The sequence below is a fragment of the Sphingobacterium sp. ML3W genome (assembly GCF_000747525.1).
GTDB lineage: Bacteria > Bacteroidota > Bacteroidia > Sphingobacteriales > Sphingobacteriaceae > Sphingobacterium.
The window spans coordinates 64,902-82,452 of record NZ_CP009278.1 but is presented as its reverse complement, the minus strand read 5'-3'; the positions used below and the strand labels follow the sequence as shown (position 1 = coordinate 82,452).

The 17,551-nt window shown below is 38.6% G+C and carries 22 protein-coding genes; 3 read left to right on the top strand and 19 right to left on the bottom strand.

Translation table 11 applies throughout. The annotated features are described in order from the left end of the window. Positions 1 to 18: 18 nt before the first annotated feature. The 14 genes from traN to KO02_RS00315 all read right to left on the bottom strand — a co-directional run bounded on the left by traN (position 19) and on the right by KO02_RS00315 (position 10,871). Entirely contained in the window at positions 19 to 912 is an 894-nt protein-coding gene (traN, locus tag KO02_RS00380; protein WP_038694869.1) for a conjugative transposon protein TraN, read from the bottom strand. A gap of 24 nt (positions 913 to 936) precedes the next feature. Then, a complete protein-coding gene (traM, locus tag KO02_RS00375; RefSeq protein WP_038694867.1) occupies positions 937 to 2,271 on the bottom strand; it encodes a conjugative transposon protein TraM in 1,335 nt (444 codons plus the stop codon). Beyond that, on the bottom strand, positions 2,258 to 2,545 hold the full coding sequence (locus KO02_RS00370; RefSeq protein ID WP_038694865.1) for a hypothetical protein: 288 nt from the start codon (positions 2,543 to 2,545) through the stop codon (positions 2,258 to 2,260). Before KO02_RS00370 ends, traM begins: the two co-directional genes overlap by 14 nt. An 11-nt stretch (positions 2,546 to 2,556) precedes the next feature. After that, complete coding sequence (gene traK, locus KO02_RS00365) at positions 2,557 to 3,180, bottom strand: conjugative transposon protein TraK (RefSeq protein ID WP_038694863.1); 624 nt, start codon at positions 3,178 to 3,180, stop codon at positions 2,557 to 2,559. 23 nt (positions 3,181 to 3,203) lie between these two features. Then, positions 3,204 to 4,199 carry a conjugative transposon protein TraJ gene (gene traJ / locus KO02_RS00360; RefSeq protein WP_038694861.1) on the bottom strand — a complete coding sequence of 332 codons (996 nt, stop codon included), beginning with the start codon at positions 4,197 to 4,199 and terminating at the stop codon, positions 3,204 to 3,206. A gap of 2 nt (positions 4,200 to 4,201) precedes the next feature. Beyond that, positions 4,202 to 4,834: a DUF4141 domain-containing protein gene (locus tag KO02_RS00355; RefSeq protein ID WP_038694859.1), complete on the bottom strand. Its 633-nt coding sequence runs from the start codon at positions 4,832 to 4,834 to the stop codon at positions 4,202 to 4,204. 20 nt (positions 4,835 to 4,854) lie between these two features. Beyond that, positions 4,855 to 7,359: a TraG family conjugative transposon ATPase gene (locus KO02_RS00350; RefSeq protein ID WP_038694857.1), complete on the bottom strand. Its 2,505-nt coding sequence runs from the start codon at positions 7,357 to 7,359 to the stop codon at positions 4,855 to 4,857. Continuing rightward, positions 7,356 to 7,688 (bottom strand): DUF4133 domain-containing protein, encoded by a 333-nt coding sequence (locus KO02_RS00345; protein WP_038694855.1) that lies wholly within the window; start codon positions 7,686 to 7,688, stop codon positions 7,356 to 7,358. The genes KO02_RS00350 and KO02_RS00345 overlap by 4 nt, the downstream gene beginning before the upstream one ends. Before the next feature lie 11 nt (positions 7,689 to 7,699). Then, positions 7,700 to 8,005 carry a DUF4134 domain-containing protein gene (locus KO02_RS00340; RefSeq protein ID WP_038694853.1) on the bottom strand — a complete coding sequence of 102 codons (306 nt, stop codon included), beginning with the start codon at positions 8,003 to 8,005 and terminating at the stop codon, positions 7,700 to 7,702. Positions 8,006 to 8,189: 184 nt separating this feature from the next. Beyond that, the gene (locus KO02_RS00335; RefSeq protein WP_051959700.1) at positions 8,190 to 8,720 is read right to left on the bottom strand and encodes a hypothetical protein; all 531 of its coding nucleotides are present in this window, start codon (positions 8,718 to 8,720) and stop codon (positions 8,190 to 8,192) included. 31 nt (positions 8,721 to 8,751) lie between these two features. Next, positions 8,752 to 9,384: a hypothetical protein gene (locus KO02_RS00330; protein WP_038694851.1), complete on the bottom strand. Its 633-nt coding sequence runs from the start codon at positions 9,382 to 9,384 to the stop codon at positions 8,752 to 8,754. A gap of 3 nt (positions 9,385 to 9,387) precedes the next feature. Continuing rightward, positions 9,388 to 9,660, bottom strand: coding sequence for a DUF3408 domain-containing protein (locus KO02_RS00325; protein ID WP_038694849.1), 273 nt, complete (start codon positions 9,658 to 9,660; stop codon positions 9,388 to 9,390). Positions 9,661 to 9,673: 13 nt separating this feature from the next. Then, the gene (locus KO02_RS00320) at positions 9,674 to 10,099 is read right to left on the bottom strand and encodes a DUF3408 domain-containing protein (protein ID WP_038694847.1); all 426 of its coding nucleotides are present in this window, start codon (positions 10,097 to 10,099) and stop codon (positions 9,674 to 9,676) included. Positions 10,100 to 10,103: 4 nt separating this feature from the next. After that, positions 10,104 to 10,871: a ParA family protein gene (locus KO02_RS00315; RefSeq protein WP_038694845.1), complete on the bottom strand. Its 768-nt coding sequence runs from the start codon at positions 10,869 to 10,871 to the stop codon at positions 10,104 to 10,106. A 703-nt stretch (positions 10,872 to 11,574) separates the two neighbouring features. On the opposite strand from KO02_RS00315, the gene mobA reads away from it, so the two are divergent. Both mobA and mobB read left to right on the top strand, forming a co-directional pair. Beyond that, positions 11,575 to 12,021 (top strand): conjugal transfer protein MobA, encoded by a 447-nt coding sequence (mobA, locus tag KO02_RS00305; protein WP_038694841.1) that lies wholly within the window; start codon positions 11,575 to 11,577, stop codon positions 12,019 to 12,021. Further along, on the top strand, positions 12,018 to 13,301 hold the full coding sequence (gene mobB / locus KO02_RS00300; protein ID WP_038694839.1) for a conjugal transfer protein MobB: 1,284 nt from the start codon (positions 12,018 to 12,020) through the stop codon (positions 13,299 to 13,301). Before mobA ends, mobB begins: the two co-directional genes overlap by 4 nt. Before the next feature lie 72 nt (positions 13,302 to 13,373). Here the strand turns inward: mobB and KO02_RS00295 are convergent, their stop codons facing one another. Next, a complete protein-coding gene (locus tag KO02_RS00295) occupies positions 13,374 to 13,667 on the bottom strand; it encodes a hypothetical protein (RefSeq protein ID WP_038694837.1) in 294 nt (97 codons plus the stop codon). A gap of 95 nt (positions 13,668 to 13,762) precedes the next feature. Between KO02_RS00295 and KO02_RS00290 the strand changes: the two genes are divergently transcribed. Further along, the gene (locus tag KO02_RS00290) at positions 13,763 to 14,938 is read left to right on the top strand and encodes an IS4 family transposase (RefSeq protein ID WP_038694773.1); all 1,176 of its coding nucleotides are present in this window, start codon (positions 13,763 to 13,765) and stop codon (positions 14,936 to 14,938) included. A gap of 271 nt (positions 14,939 to 15,209) precedes the next feature. Here KO02_RS00290 and KO02_RS00285 read toward each other — a convergent pair whose 3' ends face one another. From KO02_RS00285 to KO02_RS00270, 4 genes are all read right to left on the bottom strand, one after another. After that, positions 15,210 to 15,710, bottom strand: a complete 501-nt coding sequence (locus KO02_RS00285) for a hypothetical protein (RefSeq protein WP_144243234.1) — start codon at positions 15,708 to 15,710, stop codon at positions 15,210 to 15,212. A 70-nt stretch (positions 15,711 to 15,780) separates the two neighbouring features. Next, positions 15,781 to 16,170, bottom strand: coding sequence for a carboxypeptidase-like regulatory domain-containing protein (locus tag KO02_RS00280; protein WP_144243233.1), 390 nt, complete (start codon positions 16,168 to 16,170; stop codon positions 15,781 to 15,783). Further along, positions 16,163 to 17,320 (bottom strand): hypothetical protein, encoded by a 1,158-nt coding sequence (locus tag KO02_RS00275; protein WP_038694831.1) that lies wholly within the window; start codon positions 17,318 to 17,320, stop codon positions 16,163 to 16,165. The genes KO02_RS00280 and KO02_RS00275 overlap by 8 nt, the downstream gene beginning before the upstream one ends. Next, the gene (locus tag KO02_RS00270) at positions 17,317 to 17,547 is read right to left on the bottom strand and encodes a hypothetical protein (RefSeq protein WP_144243232.1); all 231 of its coding nucleotides are present in this window, start codon (positions 17,545 to 17,547) and stop codon (positions 17,317 to 17,319) included. The genes KO02_RS00275 and KO02_RS00270 overlap by 4 nt, the downstream gene beginning before the upstream one ends. Positions 17,548 to 17,551: the final 4 nt, after the last annotated feature.

Genomic DNA, 17,551 nt, shown 5'->3' with positions numbered 1-17,551 from the left:
AATTACTTTAAAGGATTATTAAAATTTTAGGTGCATATCGTCAATCAAACGAGCTTTTATTAAATCCGAATTTTCTATCTGAAGTGTTTGATGTCTGCCACCGTTTTTCTCGAAGATTTCAATCAGTAGTATCTTGTCATCGGCAATGGTAAACTGGTCTAAAAGAAATACGTTTTGTTCGGTCGATTTTCCGTTAATACCGTCCAATGGCTTATAAGTTCTTAGCGGTATCATCAGACGTTCCTGCACCACGGTACGTTTGGCTATCTTTTTGTCCACTACTTTGAAATTGATAAAATCAATCTGAAAAGGCACATTGGTACGGTTCCCGAGTTCTGTATGAAAATAGTATTTACCGTTGTGTATGTAAATGCCTTTCAAGATAAACTGAATGCCGAAACTCTTAGCTCCGATATGTTTTACAATGCGTTTATCGTTCTTGTAAATTGTTTCCAAAAGTAAACTTGCCAAAGATGGCGAGTTGTTACCCAATTCTTCAAAAAGCACATCATTTCCATTGGCTTTGTCCACTGCTTTTTGCATCGTCAAAAGGTCATAGCTCAACACATCGGGATAGGAACTGTAATACACATTGAAACTGTAAAAACGACCATCATTGGTAATCACCGAAAAATTGGTTTCGGTTTCAAAATCCCTTACCGAAGCTTTTACACGCAACACGTTTTCGGCATCTTCTGCCTTTCCTGCAATTAAATATTCACTTCCCAAATCAACGTATCTGATGCCAGTCGGGAAAATCAGATGAGAAGTTTTGTCGTAGGTAACTTCCATTTTATAAGGTTCTATCTTTCCCAATGCAAGCGGAGTTTTGATACTATCCTGTGCATAAGTTTGTACGGCAAAGCCGATCATCAGGACCATTGCCCAAAAAGTTTTTAATTGATTTTTCATTGTTTAATTAATTTATATTCAACATTATTTTTTAGTAACAAGAAATACTTGATGCCCTGCTTTTAGGGTAACTTTTGGTGTTTTTACTTTCTTGGCGAAATAACCGGAAATTCCCTGTACCACACCACGACTAAGGTCTGCCGCTGCCTGCTGTCCTGCCGATTGCGTAAGCATTACGCTTGTTCCCGAAGTTTGGCTCATATTGCCAGCCATCTCGGTAAGGGCATTCATTTCTGGTGAATACGGCACATACAAACCTTGCTGTCCATCCAAATCGTAAATGGTGATTTCTACTGGAATGATGTTGCCTTCCAATTCTATAGAAGTAATTTTCAGTTCTAACCGACCTCCCTGAAACTTGGTGTTAGCAGTAACAATCGTTCCCTTCGGAATCGTATGATTAGGTGTTTGGGCAGATTCCAACAAGCGCAAACGTACTCCTGTTTCGCCAATCACGGTTTGTGTTTCGTGTACACAGGCTTTGATACTGTTTTTTGGTTGTACGGCTTGCTCCGACAGACCTGCAGTATAAAAGCCACGGTTTCTGGTTTCGTTCCAATTGGCTAGAAAAGCGCTGTCGGTAGGCTCACGATACAAAGCAGAAACGGTGTTCTTTCTTGATGAGGTAAAGGATACAAATTGTTCCTTTTGTGTTGAAGCCCTTGTTGCTGGAGCAGTACTTTTAGTAGGTGTGGCTTCTGTCGAATTTGCTCCCGTTGGCAGATACTTTGCTGCCATTTGATAGGATTTCTCCATTAGGGCAAGCTGGTCATCTACGGTTGCAACAGCTGGCACATCTTTTTCAGCCAGCTTTTCTTTCATCTCGTCCAACTGTTTGCGGAGCTCCATTGTTTCGGAATTTTCATTCTGATAAAATGAACCTAAGGTACTTTGCATATTACGGTAACTACTTAATGCAGGATTGCCTGGTTTACCCGAATTTTTGCCACCACCAGAACCGTAACTTTCGTCGTCTTCGGATATTTCGTCTTCATTATCGGGTGAGCTGTCTGTGTTCCAGTAGTCTGAAAGGGTTGCTAACGTGTTGCGTTTTTCCTGTTTTTTACGTTCCAACATTTCCATTTCGTAAGCCTTCCCTTTATCGGTAGGCATTCCTGCTCCAGTTGCTTGGGGGACAGCATCGTTCAATCCAATGTTTTCAATTTCCTTTTTATCAGAAGACGGCTTAAATATGAGGTACATACACCCCACGAAAACCACACTCATCAAACCAAAGATGAGCGGTTTTTTAAGCTTATCCATTTTGTTCTGTGTACCAACTTGCGGTACATCAGCGGTTGCTGTTGGGTTTCCTTCCGTTACCCGAACAACCGATTTTTTGTTCTCATTTTCTTTCATAAAACTTATTTTTTAGAATTGTTGATATCGTGTCCTGCCATTTTGCAGGGCTTTCATTTTTTTTAAGGATAGGATTTTCAATATGCTCAATGACCATATCGTTACCGGACTTTGCCGTATCGTACCAGACTTTGAAAATGACACCTGCGGTAAGCAATAAATACCCCACAAAGAAATATAAGATGTATAGGTGCTGTTTTCGTAGCGGTAATGCCCGCCAACGGTCGTCCAGCTTGTCAAAATACCGGCCCATATTTTTCCTGATTTTTTTCATATCTCTTATTTTTAGCGTTCAATGACTTCTATATCTTTGTTTTCTACCACCGCAAATTTTTCGATATTAAAGCCTTGTGGATTGTTGTCCGAACGGACAGAATTGACCAGATAGCAGGAAGTAATCAGATTGCGTTTAGTTACATTGCTCGAACGGATAATGAATTGTTTGGCATAGGTACGCACCGAGTACGGATAGGTATCAAAATTGCACACCACACTATCCACTTCAATACTCTGTTGCACATTTCCCGATATAATACGGCTGTAATAACCTTTCTCCGACAAGTCTTTGTAATAATCAAAGGCACTTTTGTCGGCAAGATTAAAAGCTCGGCTCATGTTACTTTCGATGGCATTCTTATCAGGCGCCAAAGTGTAAAACAATTCGTGAAATCGTTTGACGTGTTCCCTTGCTTCCACAGGGCGGTTGATACTTGCATCTTGTGCTAAAGCCAACATCAATGATTTGCCATTGTCTAAGACATATACTTTTTGACGTTGCAGCTCCGCAAAGCGGTAGGATTGCCACACGGCATATCCTACAATACTTATGCAGAGTACGGCAAATACAATGGCGTACAGCCTGATTTGGCGAAAACTGTTTTCAATATTTCTTAAGGTTTTAAATTCCATTTTCTTGAATGATTAAATTGTTTTTATTTGCCCATTAACTTACCACCGATATTTCCTGTTGCTGAACCCACTCCAGCTCCAGCAATATTTCCGGCTTTCATCGTCGCTTGGTTTACATTACGGGTATAGTTTCCTGCGCCTCCAGCTTGGATAACCCAACCTGTTACCGTTGGAATGGTAAAGTATCCTACGATACCAATGATCATAAAGATGATATATACCGTATTGCTCGTGTCAGGTATGTACGTCGGGTCGGCAAGCATTGCGATATCTTTTTCGATAATAAGTGATTGTATTTTGGCAAGCATGGAGCTGAACAAGTCAGCTACTGGAAGCCAGAGATAAACACTCACATATCGGGTGAGCCACTGGGTGAGCGTACTTTGAAAACCATCCCACACGGAAATAGCAAATGCTATGGGTCCGAGAATGGACAGGACGATCAGAAAAAACGTCCGTATGGTGTCAATGACCAATGCTGCCGCCTGAAACAGCACTTCGAGCAGGTTACGAAACCAATCCTTTACGCTTTGTTCCATACTGTGCATACCACGTTCGATGTACATTCCCGACATCGTAGCCAAATCGGAAGGCGACCAACCCAATTCTTCGAGTTTTTTATCGAACTCCTCATCGCTTACGAGGTAAGCGGTTTCTGGATTTCGCAACATCGCTTCCCGTTCCAATAGGTCTTTTTTAGTCTGTAAATCATTAAGGTCAAGCACCTGATTTTCAAGAATGGCATGGGTTCCCGTAACGACCGGGCTTAGCACGGCATTAATGGTTCCCAGAACCATCGTTGGAAAAAACATAATGCAAAGTCCCAAAGCAAACGGGCGTAACAACGGATACATGTCGATTGGTTCTGCTCGGCTAAGTGCCTGCCATACTTTTATGGCAACATAGAACAAAGCTCCCAAGCCGGCTACGCCTTTGGCTACTGCCGCCATATCGGCGGATAATGGCATCATCTCATCATACAAGGAACGTAGGACTTCGTGAAGATTATTGAATTCCATAACTACCAGTATTTTTGATTTGAAGTTCCGTACAGCTCCAATACTCTTTTGGTATTGTTCTGTTTTTTCGCTCTTAAAAAACTTACGGAGATATTTTTATTGGTGTAGTAGCGTACCAGACTGTGATATTCTTTTACTTCTTTATACACTTTATCAATAATATCCATACGCTCTTTGTCATTTAGCGACAGGCTTGATGACGATACGATTTGTTTGAGCTCTTTCAATAGCTCGGTACTTTCATTCAGCAATGCGGAATAGCCGTTGGCGATAGCTGCCAACTCCTGCGGAGAAAAGTTCGGGTCGTTCATCATTTTACCGAAATTCTGAACGTACATTTCGGACACGTTGCCCACTAGGAGTACGGTCTGTTGTACCTTACGAGCATCTTTTACCAGATTGTTTACCGCCTGTAGTTTGTCGTAATATTCTTTACCCTGATTGTACATCTTTTCCACTTCTTTGAAGTTTTTAACGACATTGGATACGGTGGATGAAGTCTGTATGATTTCATTGGCACTGTTAAGAATACCCGATGCCAGATTTGCTGGATCGGTGACTACAAATTGCGCTTTCGCTGATGGTGCTACGGCAAGCATAAGTGCCGTACACACCAGATACATGATTTTTTTCATTGTTTTAAAATTTGAAATTGTTACTGATTTGATTTATCACGTCGCTCGATCGCGATATGCTTAATGGCGAGTTCTACATTGCCGTCCAATTCGGAAGCTAATTGCATCACTTCCATTTTTTCGGTTTCTTCGGTGGTGTATGCGAGATATTCCTCCATACTAACTTCGGTAGCATAGACTGCCGAGTGTGTACCACCTAAGCCTATCCAAACTTCTTTGTAAAGCCGTGAAGGATCATTGTTCATATTGATGGAAAGTACCTGTGCTTTCTCTTTGTCGGTTAGCCCCAACATTGCCTGTATATCATCGAACTTGTTCATGTACTTACGTTGGTCAAGCAGGATTTTACAATCGGAATTATTGATGATACTTTCTTTCACAATGGGCGATTGGATGATGTCATCCACTTCCTGTGTTACCACAATGGCTTCACCGAAAAACTTTCGAACGGTTTTAAAAAGGTACTTTATGTATTCCGCCATTCCTTCTTTGGCAATGGCTTTCCAAGCTTCTTCAATCAGGATGAGTTTACGAATACCCTTTAGTCTTCTCATCTTGTTGATGAAGACCTCCATAATAATGATGGTCACGATGGGAAATAGAATTTTGTGGTCTTTTATCGCATCAATCTCAAAGACAATGAAGCGTTTAGAAAGTAGATCCAGTTGTTTGTCGGAATTCAGTAGGTAATCATATTCACCACCTTTGTAATAAGGTTCGAGTACGTTGAGGAAATTGGCGATATCAAAGTCTTTTTCACGAACTTGTTTTTCTTCCAATACCTTGCGGTAATCTCCTTTTACATAGTCATAAAAACCATTGAAAGAAGGGAATTCACTGTACTGTTTAATACGGTCGATATAACCACTTACGGCATTGGACAACGCCACTTCTTCTGAACGAGTTGGTGGTTCATCGTCACGTTTCCAAAGGGTCAATACCAAAGTTTTGATACTTTCTCTTTTCTCGATGTCGAACACGCCATCATCGGTATAAAATGGATTAAAGGCAATTGGGTTGTCTTCGGTATAAGTGAAATACACACCGTCTTCTCCTTTGGTTTTTCCTTTAATGAGTTCACATAATCCTTGATAAGAATTACCTGTATCAACAAGCAAAACGTGAGCGCCTTGCTCGTAATATTGACGTACCATGTGGTTGGTAAAAAAGGATTTTCCCGAACCCGAGGGACCCAAAATAAATTTGTTCCGATTGGTGATAATCCCACGTTTCATCGGTAAATCCGAAATATCCAAATGGATGGGTTTTCCAGTCAAACGATCCGCCATCTTGATCCCAAATGGTGAGGGCGAATTGTGGTAATTGGTTTCCTCAGTAAACAAACATAAAGCAGGTTCTATAAACGTATAAAAGCTTTCTTCACTCGGGAAATCACCGGCATTACCAGGCATTCCTGCCCAATACAGTGTAGCGACATCAGTCGTGTTATGACGGGGTTTGCATTCCATCAATGCCAAGGCGCTACCGCAATCGTTTTTCAATTGTTTGAGTTCTGCTGGATCTTCCGACCACGCCATGATATTAAAATGAGCTCTGATAGAAGAAAGTCCGAACGAATGTGCTTCGTTCAGGTATTTTTCGATCCACTCTTTATTGATTTGATTGGCACGACTGTACCGAGCCAAAGAGTGCATATTCCTTGCAGTCTTCTCAAACTTTTGGAGATTAGCTTCGCTGTTATCCAAAAACAAATATTGATTGTAAATGTGATTACAGCTTAACAATAATCCCACAGGTGCAGCGAAAGACAAACGGCAATCGCTTCGGTCGGTCGATAGTTTTTCAAAACGGGTATCTGCCGAGACTGCTGTAGGCAAGTCATCTGTATCGGACAAGGTATGCAGGCTCAACCTTTTGTTTCCGATACGGACTTCTTCAGCTCCGAGTGCGATATCCTGCATCGGTGTTCCGGTTTCCCTCGAAAGCGTAAGATATTGTTCCAACAATCCCTGTTTTTCATCCGTACCAATGATATCATCTTCGGTAAGGCGTTTTAGGTTTACAAAACCGCTATCGTTGACGATACGCTCAAACTGTGTTACGACTTCCATAAATCGGTGGATGGCTTCTTTGTCCCTTATTTCTTTCGGGATAAGCGCACCTTTGCAAAGCGAACTAAAGTTGCTTTGCATCCGCATCCGATCTTTGGTCGTTTTGGTCAGGAATAGATAGCAGTAATGGTTCAGAAAGGGTCGCTCGTTGAAATGACGTTGGTAGGATTTAGCCAAAAAACTTTGGTCTTCCTTTGCCAAATCTGGAGCATAATTTTCCTTGATATACCAGTCCTGTTTATGAACAACCGTAAAATCTGGTAACGTCTTGATCGCTTTGTGCCAAGCGGAATGGATGGCTTCATATTCCGCAGAAGCTACCGTGAACAGTTCGGGCAAACGCACTTCAAAACAGGCGGTAATATCTGCATCTTTGGAAAGAATGCAATTGTTTTCTACTGCCAGTAAAGGAAATTTGTTTTCCAATGTGGTCGTCTTTGATACATTTCTCATACGGCATTCGATTTAGGAGTGAATTTTAAATAGCGGTGTATGGGCTTGCGACAGATGATGTAACGGGGGTGTCTTTTTCTTGCGCCCACTTTCATTAGTCCGTGTTCGCCGTATTTTCTATTCAGTGAAAAGGTCTGCCATACAATCAGCGAAGCCCCGCCTGCTCCGAGTAGCAGGCAGACGTAAGAGTTTACGCCTGCCATATACAATATCATCACGAAAATGAATGTGCCCAGTAATCCACCTGCAAAAATGAACAGGTATTGTGCTTTCAATCCTTTAAATTCTACCGTTCTTCCGATGCCTTTGTTAATATTATAACTATTCATAAGACAAAGGTTTACAGGAAGAAGGAACGTAGAATGGTAGCAGCTACGATTAGGAAGATACACGCACCAAACCAGCTCGCTGCAGTTTTACTTGTATCGGGATCGCCCGAACTAAATTTGTTATACACCTTAACACCTCCAATGAGTCCGACTACGGCTCCAATAGCGTAAATTAATTTGGTTGCGGGATCGAAATAAGAGGTTACCATTTGGGTCGCTTCGGTGATGCCAGCAGTACCATTTCCTTGTGCGAATGCACCAATTCCTGACAGCAAGATCATTGCCATCAGCAAAACTTTTTTTCTTTGTCTTTTCATAATTGAAACACATTAAATTGTTATTGTCTTCCCGCTTCTTGCGGGCTTCGTGACAAAGGTGTTTCAGAAAGAAAGGCGTTATAACAAAGTGGCAGTCAAAGGAATTGTTTGGCTGGGAATGGCGCTGTAATTAAAATTTAAGCATAAAAAAACGCCAAACTTTTTTACTGTTTGGCGTTTCGATTTACATTTTTCGACCTTTAAGCTTGCTTTTATTTGGTTGGCTTGGTTGTTGTTGTTCGGTAACTTTTTTTAGCTTTTCTTCTATTTTAATGTTGCTTTTAATCAAATCAACAAGAAAGGTTTTTTCCCACGGAATATACTTTGCAGTAAACTGTAATTTTAAACCATTCTTTGCCAATGCGTGTGTAAGTTCAAATCCGTGTTTTCTGTTCCAGCCAATCCTGTCAAGCAATTTTTCAGATGGAAATTTCACAGCGATTATATCTTTGGGAAGTTCTTTTATACTCCGATAGTCAGGTTCCTGAAATTGGTGTGTCTTCGGATTGTATGGAATGGTATAGGTTTTTTTATTTTCATCATAGTAGTTTTCTATATCCGAAAACACAATACCATTAGAAAGGAAATCATCTTTTGGTCGGAGCATATCTATACGAATATCCACATAGAATGTATGACCTGCAATATCTATGGTTGGCAACATACCTTTGTTTACACGCAAATCAAAGGCTTCTTGATAAATTTCATTTTCCATAGTTCTTTAATTTTAAAAGACAAAGGGGAGCTTACACAAACTCCCCAATATCAAAATCTTCCAAATCATTATTCCGCAAAGTGGAAGAACTGGTTTCTGTTTCAGATGAGAATGTGCTGTCTAATAGCTCGGCTATTTTTCGGGAAGCACCTTCCATAGAATTTTCCAGTAGGCTGAATAATTCGGTTCCTTGTATTTTCTGAACAATAGCTATCGCTGTTTCCTTTTGGGATGGTTCCAATTTTTCTTTTTGGAGCAGCATCCCCACGGAGCTTAGTTCTTCAAAGGTAACCCCTTGGGCAAAACCGTTATCGCCACTGGATATTCCGTACCTGTTCCATTCTTCTTCCTCATCTTCAAAATCAGGCATATTTCTGAAAACTTCATCCAGTTCTTCCTGCGGAATTTGAATACCTACGTTTTCATTTTCGTCGTATTCTATGTCTAAATTATCGGGATTTACCTCTGGTTCCTGTATTTGACGTTCGTTGGCAGTGTTTGGCACCAAAAGGCTTCTTACAGGCCTGGGCTGTCCCATAATATCGGGCAGGTTCAGATTACTTTTTTTCTCTGTCGGCTTTTTTTCTCTCTTTTTGCTGATAATCTTGTCCTGAACGAGCAGGACAATGATTATCAGCAGGCAAATCACAATTACTATTTCCATAACTTATAAAATGGGTTTAAAACGTTCGTTGAAATAATCAGTAATATCATCCCCAAACTCCCTAAAATGATGTTCAAGGATGTTGTCGATATAAGAATAGAGTGTCGTCTTTTCTTCTCTTGTTAATTGCACAATGCGGATTAACCTTTCGTGGTATTCGGGACGTATATAAACGACCTTACCGTTTCGACCTGAAGGAAACCGATTGACCAGAAACATATAGGAATACTGTTTCTTTTCTTCTACCTGTTTCAGTTTTTTTTGTTTTTTACTCATAACTTTTTATTATTTAAATGGGTTTGTACTTGTCATTATAACTCTTGGTAATCTGTTCGCCAAATTCCTGAAAATGGTAATCCAACAAATTATCCAGATAAGCATAAATACTAATCTTATCTTGGCCAATCACCTGAATAATACGTGTTAGCTTTTCATGAAATTCCGGTCTGATGTAAACCGTTTTCCCATCACGGGCATTAGTATCTGACTTTTTGAAAAATGTACTTTCGTATTCAGCTTCGGTGGTTCTCTTTGTCCGGCTCTTTTCTCTAACCACAGGTTTTTCAGGTAAGGGATCTTCTTCCTTTTCCAGAGTTTCGGGCGTTGGTTCCTGCGGAAGCTGTAACCCTTCTTTCTTAACGCCATCAACCATAAGGTTCATCATCAGATCCTCGTTAATATCAGGAGTGATTTTTTTCTTATTTCCTTTTTCCATAAGACTATAATTGAATGATTTTTAGAAATTCGTTCATAAAGAGATCCAAATGACAAGCTTTCATCAAACGTTCATCTGGAGGCATTATGGTAGAACGGAAAATGGCTTTGCTGTCCACTTCGCTTTCTTTGCGAAAACGAGTGCTGTTCTTGATTTGACTTTGCATCAGGCTTAACCCTAATTGTTCAATGAGTTGGTTATAGACACTATATAATGGTGTACTTTCCCTTCCATCCACTTGGTTCCAAAACAGGTTAATGGTTTCTATGGATGTTTCCCCTTTTTTCATAATCACATCCTGCAAAAGCTGAGTGAAGATGAGCGTACTTTCCATTACTAAACGGTCTGCTGTAATGGGCGAAAAAATGTGGTGCATTCCTGCCAAGGCTTTTAGGATCCCAGGCGTGTTCACTGTTCCGGGCAAGTCAAAAAATACCAAATCAATAGGAACGGAAGACGTGTTTAAAAATTCGTGAGCAGCTTCCAATACGCTATCCGCTTTGTGTTGCATAATTGGATAGGCTTTTTTATTGATCGTGGTAAATTGTTTGTATGCCAGCTTTTTCAAAAGCTCATTTTCCATTACCATTGCCAAATCTCTTGTTTTCATTTTCATGAGGCTGTACTGTGGAAAATCTGCATCGAATACAGCTACATTGTAGCCTAAACGATAGTGCATCGTACTTGCAACAAGCGTTGTAAATGTACTTTTACCAACACCGCCTTTTTGGGAAGAAAAGGCGATAAATACTGTCTTGTGTTTTGCATTCATCTTTCATTTATTTTAATTGTTATATACTCAATCACCTATGTGCTTATTTCAGTAGTTAGATAGCTAGGTACTAGATTGTCTATGCACTTGAATACAAACCTATATCGGTATGTAGATAAGTAGCTTTGTCTAAGCAGACCTATTTAATTATGTACCTGCATTTGTGTGTACAGAACTACTTGTTCAGGTATCTGAATAGATACTTTCCGATATAGCTATTTCTTTATTTACTCACCTCGGTAGTTAAGTGCCTATGTTGTTACCTCTATAGCTATCTACACACTTACATCCTTTTGTTGGTACAAATAAAAAGAGATAAACAAACGGTTCTAGCAATGTGGCAGTGTTTGGCACTAAAAGGCAGAGTTTGTCTAGGTATCTCATTGTAATACTCTTACGGGTAGAGCTTTACTTTGTAAAATGATTTTTATTAACCGATTTATGCAAAAGCATCTTGACAAAATGGACACGAAGCAGAACGGCATCAAGCCGTTTTTCCCTGCTACATTTAATCCGTCCCGAAGGGCGGATTTTTGTGTTCACCAGAACACGGCAAGTTGTGTTTTGAGCATCTCAAAAAGATTTCCGATGCTCAAAACTACTTGCCCTTGCAGGGGCTGGAAAACATGCTCCGAAGTCGATGTTTTTTTGTATGGATTATTTAAAGATGAGCTCGCTGAAGCTTGATTAAAAATGGATTATTATGATTGAGAAAAATAAAAGACAGTTAAAAAAATCAGGAGGAAGACCTCCTAAGATGAATCCAGCGAAAATTCGATATTCAATTTCCTTTAACGAGGAAGAACACGCACAGTTTCTTACCTTATTTGACCAATCAGCTATGCTGATAAAAGCACATTTTATCACATCCTGTATCTTTGAAAAGACGGTAAAGACGATACAAATAGACAAAGGAACGGTTGATTTCTATATGCGATTGACTTCGTTTCACAGTCAATTTCGTTCCGTTGGCGTGAATTATAACCAGGTCGTAAAGCTATTGTACAAGAATTTTTCGGAGAAAAAGGCAGCGGCTTATCTCTACAAATTAGAAAAACAAACGGTTGAAATGGCGGTATTATGTCAAAAAATCATTCAGATCACGGAGGAATTTGAAGCAAAATACTTGAAAAAACAACCTGAGAAATGATAGCAAAGATCGGTAAAAGTAGCAATTTATACGGTGCATTAGCATACAATCAACTCAAAGTGGAGAATGAAAACGGACTGATTTTGTTTGCCAATAAGATGATTGAAACACCCAGTGGACTGTATTCTGTAGCACAATTAACCCAATCTTTTGAACCTTATCTCATCGCAAATCGAAATACCGAAAAGCATACGTTACATATTTCACTCAATCCCGACCCGAAAGATGTGGTGAGTGATGAGAAGTTTAGGGAAATGGCGGAGGAATATATGCGTGAAATGGGTTACGGCGAACAGCCTTTTATTGTCTTTAAACATACTGATATAGATCGTACCCATATTCATATTGTATCGGTTTGTGTGGATGAAGAAGGCAAAAAGATTTCAGATAAATTTGAGAAAAGAAGGTCTATGAATGTGTGTCGTGAACTCGAAAGGAAACACCATTTAACCCCAGCAACAGATAAGGAGCGACAGCAGAATGACAAAATCTTTCATCCTGTGGATTATAAAGCTGGCGATATAAAAAGTCAAATCGCCTCGGTTATTCGGCATCTACCTAAATATTATCAATTTCAAACTTTAGGTGAATACAATGCTTTGCTATCGCTGTTCAATATTACTACGGAAAAAGTGACAGGCGAACTACAAGGTAAACTCCAACAAGGTCTATTATATTTCGCATTGAACAATAAAGGTGAAAAAGTAAGTCATCCTTTCAAAGCTTCCTTATTTGGAAAAGATACTGGAATTTCGGCATTGGAATTACATCTTGAAAAATCGAAAGAAACCTTAAAAAATCACACCTCAAAACCAATAATCAAAGCTGCTGTTGTAATAGCTCTGCAAGCTACAAATGTTGAACAGTCTTTTAAAAAGCAATTAGCCGAACAGGGTATTAATGTTATGGTTCGGCGGAACGACTCAGGACGTATTTACGGAATAACTTTTATTGACCAAAATTCGAAAACGGTTTGGAATGGTTCCCGTTTGGGGAAGGAGCTTTCTGCCAATATCTTTAATGATTATTGGAATAATAATATTAAACCCGAATTTAAAGAACCTGACCAAGCTCAACAAAAAGTATCACAGTCAGACGATGAAGAGGATTTACCCGTAGAAAAACCTCATCAATTATTCGATTTCTTAAATACTGAAAAACACGAAGATGGACTGATTGAAGCATTGGGTGGTTTACTGCCCGATGCACAGGGCGAAGATTACGAGGAGCAAGATTTTGCTAATAAGATGAAGAAAAAACGGAAACGCCAATCCAAATAATTCAACCAGAAAGAAACTAACTATAGTAGTAAAAAAGATTTTAGGTTAGTTTCTTTGTGGTTTTTAAAGTATCTATACTAAACTTTTATTCCAATTTTGAGCAACAAACTTATTCAGTTCATCACGCATTACTATATTACTTGCTTGAGAAAGTCTAATTAACTTCTCAACCTTCTGAAAACTCGCTTTTGTTTTCGGCACTTGATATCCTTTTACAAAAGCATTACAAAAATAGACAACTTCGTAACGTTCTTTTTTATTTACACGTTCCCTATCACGAATTGCTGTATACTTCGGATTATCACCTTGAGTGGTTGTATTTTCATAATCTTTATTAACTAAATCATTTTCATCGAATTCTTCCATAAAATATCAGTAGCGTCCTAAACGTTGAAAAAAGTGGCGGTGTTTTGCTATAGCAAAGTTGCTATATTTAAATCGTCAAATTTTAACACACCGCCATGGTAAATTTAAACGTTTTTAGTCAGATTTTATCACTTATCGACCGCGAATTATTCAAGGTTTTGGTTGCTAAGCACAAGAGTGACAAACATTGTAAAGGGATCAACAGCTGGACGCATCTTGCTAGCATGTTGTTTTGCCATTTTTCTTCTGCAGATTCAGTTCGTGATATCAGTAATGGCTTACGTAGTACGACTGGTAATTTGAACCATTTAGGTGTTGGTAGAGCACCCAGCAAGTCCAATATTTCCTATATCAACAAGCACCGCACCCATGAACTCTTTAAAGATCTGTACTTTTCGCTATTAGATAAGCTATGGCAAAAGGATACCCATTTGCGCAAAGATCTAACGCAATTAAAGCGCAAGGTTTATCTGATGGATGCCAGTATCATCCCTTTATGTTTATCTGTATTTGACTGGGCTAAATTTAGAAGCACCAAAGGTGCTGTAAAACTGCACACTGTGCTGGATTATGATGGATGTCTTCCTGTTTTCATGCAGATTACAGACGGGAAAGTTCATGAAAGCCAGCGTGCGGGTAGCTATAGTTTTTCCAAAGGAAGCGTTGTAGTGGTGGATAGAGGTTATGTGGATTACAACTGGCTCGGGGATTTGGACAGCAGAGGTTGTTATTTTGTTACCAGGAGTAAAACTAACATGAAGTACAACGTTATCAAGTCATACCAGAGTGAAGCACTCCTTGAAAAGGGAATCATTAAAGATGAGATCATTGAGCTTTCTGGTCCATCAGCAGATAGATACAACTCTAAACCATTACGCTTGATTCACTTTTGGGACAGCAGCACAGACAACCAGTACCACTTTCTGACAAATAATATCCAATGGAAGGCATCACTAGTAGCTAACATTTATAAACAGCGATGGCAGATCGAGATTTTCTTCAAGCATCTGAAGCAACGCTTAAAAATATCATCTTTTGTGGGTACTTCTGAAAATGCGGTCATGATCCAAATATGGACTTCGTTGATTGGAATATTACTGCTCAAATACCTTCAGAAGAAGGCTAAATACGATTGGAATCTGTCTAACTTGGTCGGGTTTATCAGGATGAATATATTCGTGAAAATAAATATATGGCAATGGATAGATGATCCTTTTATCAGGCCACCAGTTAAGGGTAAAAATGGACAGCTACAGATATTCTCAGACTAAAAAATAGGGTCAAAATTGAAATTATCTAAAAATAGATACTGTTTCAAGGGAAACACGCGCCTAAAATTTATTTAGGACGGAAGTGTTATTAAAGCTTTTTTTAGACTTATGGGAGCCAATTTTTCCTGTTTCATTTGACAGTATGTAAATAATGAGCAAAATAACATTCCCAATATTATTAACTTTCTCATCTTCTGTTTTTTCATAAACTTACATTTGATATTAGAAAAACTATTGCTAGTTTTCCTATTCATATTTTATTAAAATATCTTTATTTTAGTATAAAACGTTTTACTATTATCTCTGAATGGCTCTGAACCTTTAGTATGAGGGTATCTTTTAAAATATCAATCCTAAAACTTCTTTCATTTGCTATACTAAGATCATTTTTTAAAAATTCAGTATCTGTATCTACAACAACTTTCTCAAGAATCCATTGATTTTCTATAATTTGCAGACGAGGACGAGCCATGACACTTCCTATCAACTGCAGTCGATATTTTCCGTCATCAGGGGTATAAGAAGATACTCTTTCTATACCTGTACTCGAAAATAAAATAGCATAAAAAGGGATCATCATAGCTATAATACTAAGAAGAAGTCCAAGCAATAAAACAAAGAAGTAAATTTTTGTAATTAGAGATTTCCAGAAAAAAATCAAAAAACCTAGTGTAGAACAAATCCATACCCAAAACAACACCCTATCACTCCAATAGCCGGCAAGGCTTACTTTCCATTTCTGAATAGCAAAAAAATCTGCCAGTAACAACATTGTGATCACTATATATATAATCACATATATGTTTTTTTCAAAAAGGAATCTTTTGTACATACTAATTATGTTAATTTATATTTTTAATTTTCACAAGTTCCCGTTGTATGGTATCCGCTATCCGCACATTGCGGTAGTAAGCTGTGCTTTCTAATGAAACAGTGTCGATTACAAAACCTTCTTTAAACAAAATAATTTCTCTGGAAATACCATTTTGAACTGCTATAACATCTTTATACCTTTTGAATTGAAGGGCGGGAATTATAAACTGTCCATTTTCATTGGTTTTCATTGGCAGGTGTGAAAAAGGATGATTACCTGCAAAACTAATCTGCACATCTTTCAAAGGGCGGTGTTGTTGGTCATAAACATAGCCCACAATAGATTGTCGTACCGTATAGACCCTTGGTGAACAACCGATCATCAGACTCATCAGGATGATCAATTTGAAGCTATTCATAGATGGTTTCATTTTTTGCATAGGTAACGATTTCCTTCAAATGAGATAAGCCAAAATAATTTTTAGATTTCAAATAAACCTCAGCTCCTTTATCATGTGCCAATAGCATTGCCATCAGTGTATTCGGATAAAAATCAATTCCTAAGCCTTGTTTTTCATTTTGGATATACAGGTTGTCGTATTCGTTGGAAAGGTATGCATAGGTTTCGCGGCGTTCATTCGAAGATAAAGTAAGTTTTTCTCCATGCCCTTGCTTGATTATAAATTGTAATAAGCCACTGGTAAGACGACTATCTTCTTTGGATGTCATCTTTACTATCATACGAAGAAGTTCGGTTTTGATTTCTAACTTTCCCTTACAATTTCTAGTGACCACAATATCTCCCACGCTCCCTTGAGCGACAATATGATTTGCTTGGGTATGGTCCAAATATCCTTGTAATACAAACCGATTAAAATCATCATCTTTGGTATACCCATGTGTAATGACCAACGAATTAACGAAAGCTTTGTCATACTCCAAAAGCCACTGTTTATGTCGTTTGCTACCCTGAAACAAATACATATTGATGGCAATTATCCTTGCAACATTAAATTGACGTTGCTCTAACAATGTTGGAAAATTTAAATTTCGCCATACCTCAATTTCTTTATCACCTCCATGTACGGTCTTATCCTCAATTTTTGCCAATTGGGGATATTCCTTTTGATAGTCAATAAGTGCTGGTAATGCTACCAAAGGTGTAATAAAGGCTTCCTTTTTTATGGCGAATAAATCTTTCACATACTCGCCATCTAGCGAAAAAGACAAGGAACGATTACATTGATCCAACAAGTCTACCCTTACATATTGATTCACAGAACCATAATCTATCGTACGCCCAAATACCTGTTTTATTCTGGTTGCAAATTCTTCTCGATTTGGAAATTCAAAGCCTTCTTCAATTAAATATGTTTTGATTATGGGTAGTGTCACCGTTAAATCTTGTTCATCATAAGTCGTTGAAGCAGGATTCCAGGAGGTCCCTTCCCGAAGTTGTTTCTCTAAAATACCCTTCAATGTTGGACTATTTCCCTGTTGTCCATACATGCAGATAGAAGCAAGCATTAGCAGGAGTAACGTAATTATTTTACCCGGAGTAAATTTCATTTATTGTTTTTTTTTAAACAGATCAGTAATACTATCAATCCTAAACCCAGCACTAATAATATTGGCACCAAATAAGTAACTACCATATTATTCAGTCCTGCTTCGTCTCCTTCGCGACCCGCCCTAAGATCAGTCATAAAATCAGGTAGCGTAATGGCCAAAAGGTAAATCATATAAACCGACAGCAGCGCAATACCAATTTTTATAAGAATAATAATCCATTTCATGAAT

Bases quoted from the DNA above. Each gene is read 5' to 3' on its own strand.
- KO02_RS00270 (WP_144243232.1), bottom strand. From the start codon at position 17,547: ATGAAATGGATTATTATTCTTATAAAAATTGGTATTGCGCTGCTGTCG.
- mobA (WP_038694841.1), top strand. From the start codon at position 11,575: ATGATTGAGAAAAATAAAAGACAGTTAAAAAAATCAGGAGGAAGACCT.
- KO02_RS00325 (WP_038694849.1), bottom strand. From the start codon at position 9,660: ATGAGTAAAAAACAAAAAAAACTGAAACAGGTAGAAGAAAAGAAACAG.
- KO02_RS00355 (WP_038694859.1), bottom strand. From the start codon at position 4,834: ATGAAAAAAATCATGTATCTGGTGTGTACGGCACTTATGCTTGCCGTA.
- KO02_RS00315 (WP_038694845.1), bottom strand. From the start codon at position 10,871: ATGAATGCAAAACACAAGACAGTATTTATCGCCTTTTCTTCCCAAAAA.
- KO02_RS00330 (WP_038694851.1), bottom strand. From the start codon at position 9,384: ATGGAAATAGTAATTGTGATTTGCCTGCTGATAATCATTGTCCTGCTC.
- KO02_RS00320 (WP_038694847.1), bottom strand. From the start codon at position 10,099: ATGGAAAAAGGAAATAAGAAAAAAATCACTCCTGATATTAACGAGGAT.
- traJ (WP_038694861.1), bottom strand. From the start codon at position 4,199: ATGGAATTCAATAATCTTCACGAAGTCCTACGTTCCTTGTATGATGAG.
- KO02_RS00335 (WP_051959700.1), bottom strand. From the start codon at position 8,720: ATGGAAAATGAAATTTATCAAGAAGCCTTTGATTTGCGTGTAAACAAA.
- KO02_RS00295 (WP_038694837.1), bottom strand. From the start codon at position 13,667: ATGGAAGAATTCGATGAAAATGATTTAGTTAATAAAGATTATGAAAAT.
- KO02_RS00275 (WP_038694831.1), bottom strand. From the start codon at position 17,320: ATGAAATTTACTCCGGGTAAAATAATTACGTTACTCCTGCTAATGCTT.
- KO02_RS00350 (WP_038694857.1), bottom strand. From the start codon at position 7,359: ATGAGAAATGTATCAAAGACGACCACATTGGAAAACAAATTTCCTTTA.
- KO02_RS00290 (WP_038694773.1), top strand. From the start codon at position 13,763: ATGGTAAATTTAAACGTTTTTAGTCAGATTTTATCACTTATCGACCGC.
- KO02_RS00370 (WP_038694865.1), bottom strand. From the start codon at position 2,545: ATGAAAAAAATCAGGAAAAATATGGGCCGGTATTTTGACAAGCTGGAC.
- KO02_RS00280 (WP_144243233.1), bottom strand. From the start codon at position 16,170: ATGAATAGCTTCAAATTGATCATCCTGATGAGTCTGATGATCGGTTGT.
- KO02_RS00285 (WP_144243234.1), bottom strand. From the start codon at position 15,710: ATGTTGTTACTGGCAGATTTTTTTGCTATTCAGAAATGGAAAGTAAGC.
- traK (WP_038694863.1), bottom strand. From the start codon at position 3,180: ATGGAATTTAAAACCTTAAGAAATATTGAAAACAGTTTTCGCCAAATC.
- KO02_RS00340 (WP_038694853.1), bottom strand. From the start codon at position 8,005: ATGAAAAGACAAAGAAAAAAAGTTTTGCTGATGGCAATGATCTTGCTG.
- mobB (WP_038694839.1), top strand. From the start codon at position 12,018: ATGATAGCAAAGATCGGTAAAAGTAGCAATTTATACGGTGCATTAGCA.
- traM (WP_038694867.1), bottom strand. From the start codon at position 2,271: ATGAAAGAAAATGAGAACAAAAAATCGGTTGTTCGGGTAACGGAAGGA.
- KO02_RS00345 (WP_038694855.1), bottom strand. From the start codon at position 7,688: ATGAATAGTTATAATATTAACAAAGGCATCGGAAGAACGGTAGAATTT.
- traN (WP_038694869.1), bottom strand. From the start codon at position 912: ATGAAAAATCAATTAAAAACTTTTTGGGCAATGGTCCTGATGATCGGC.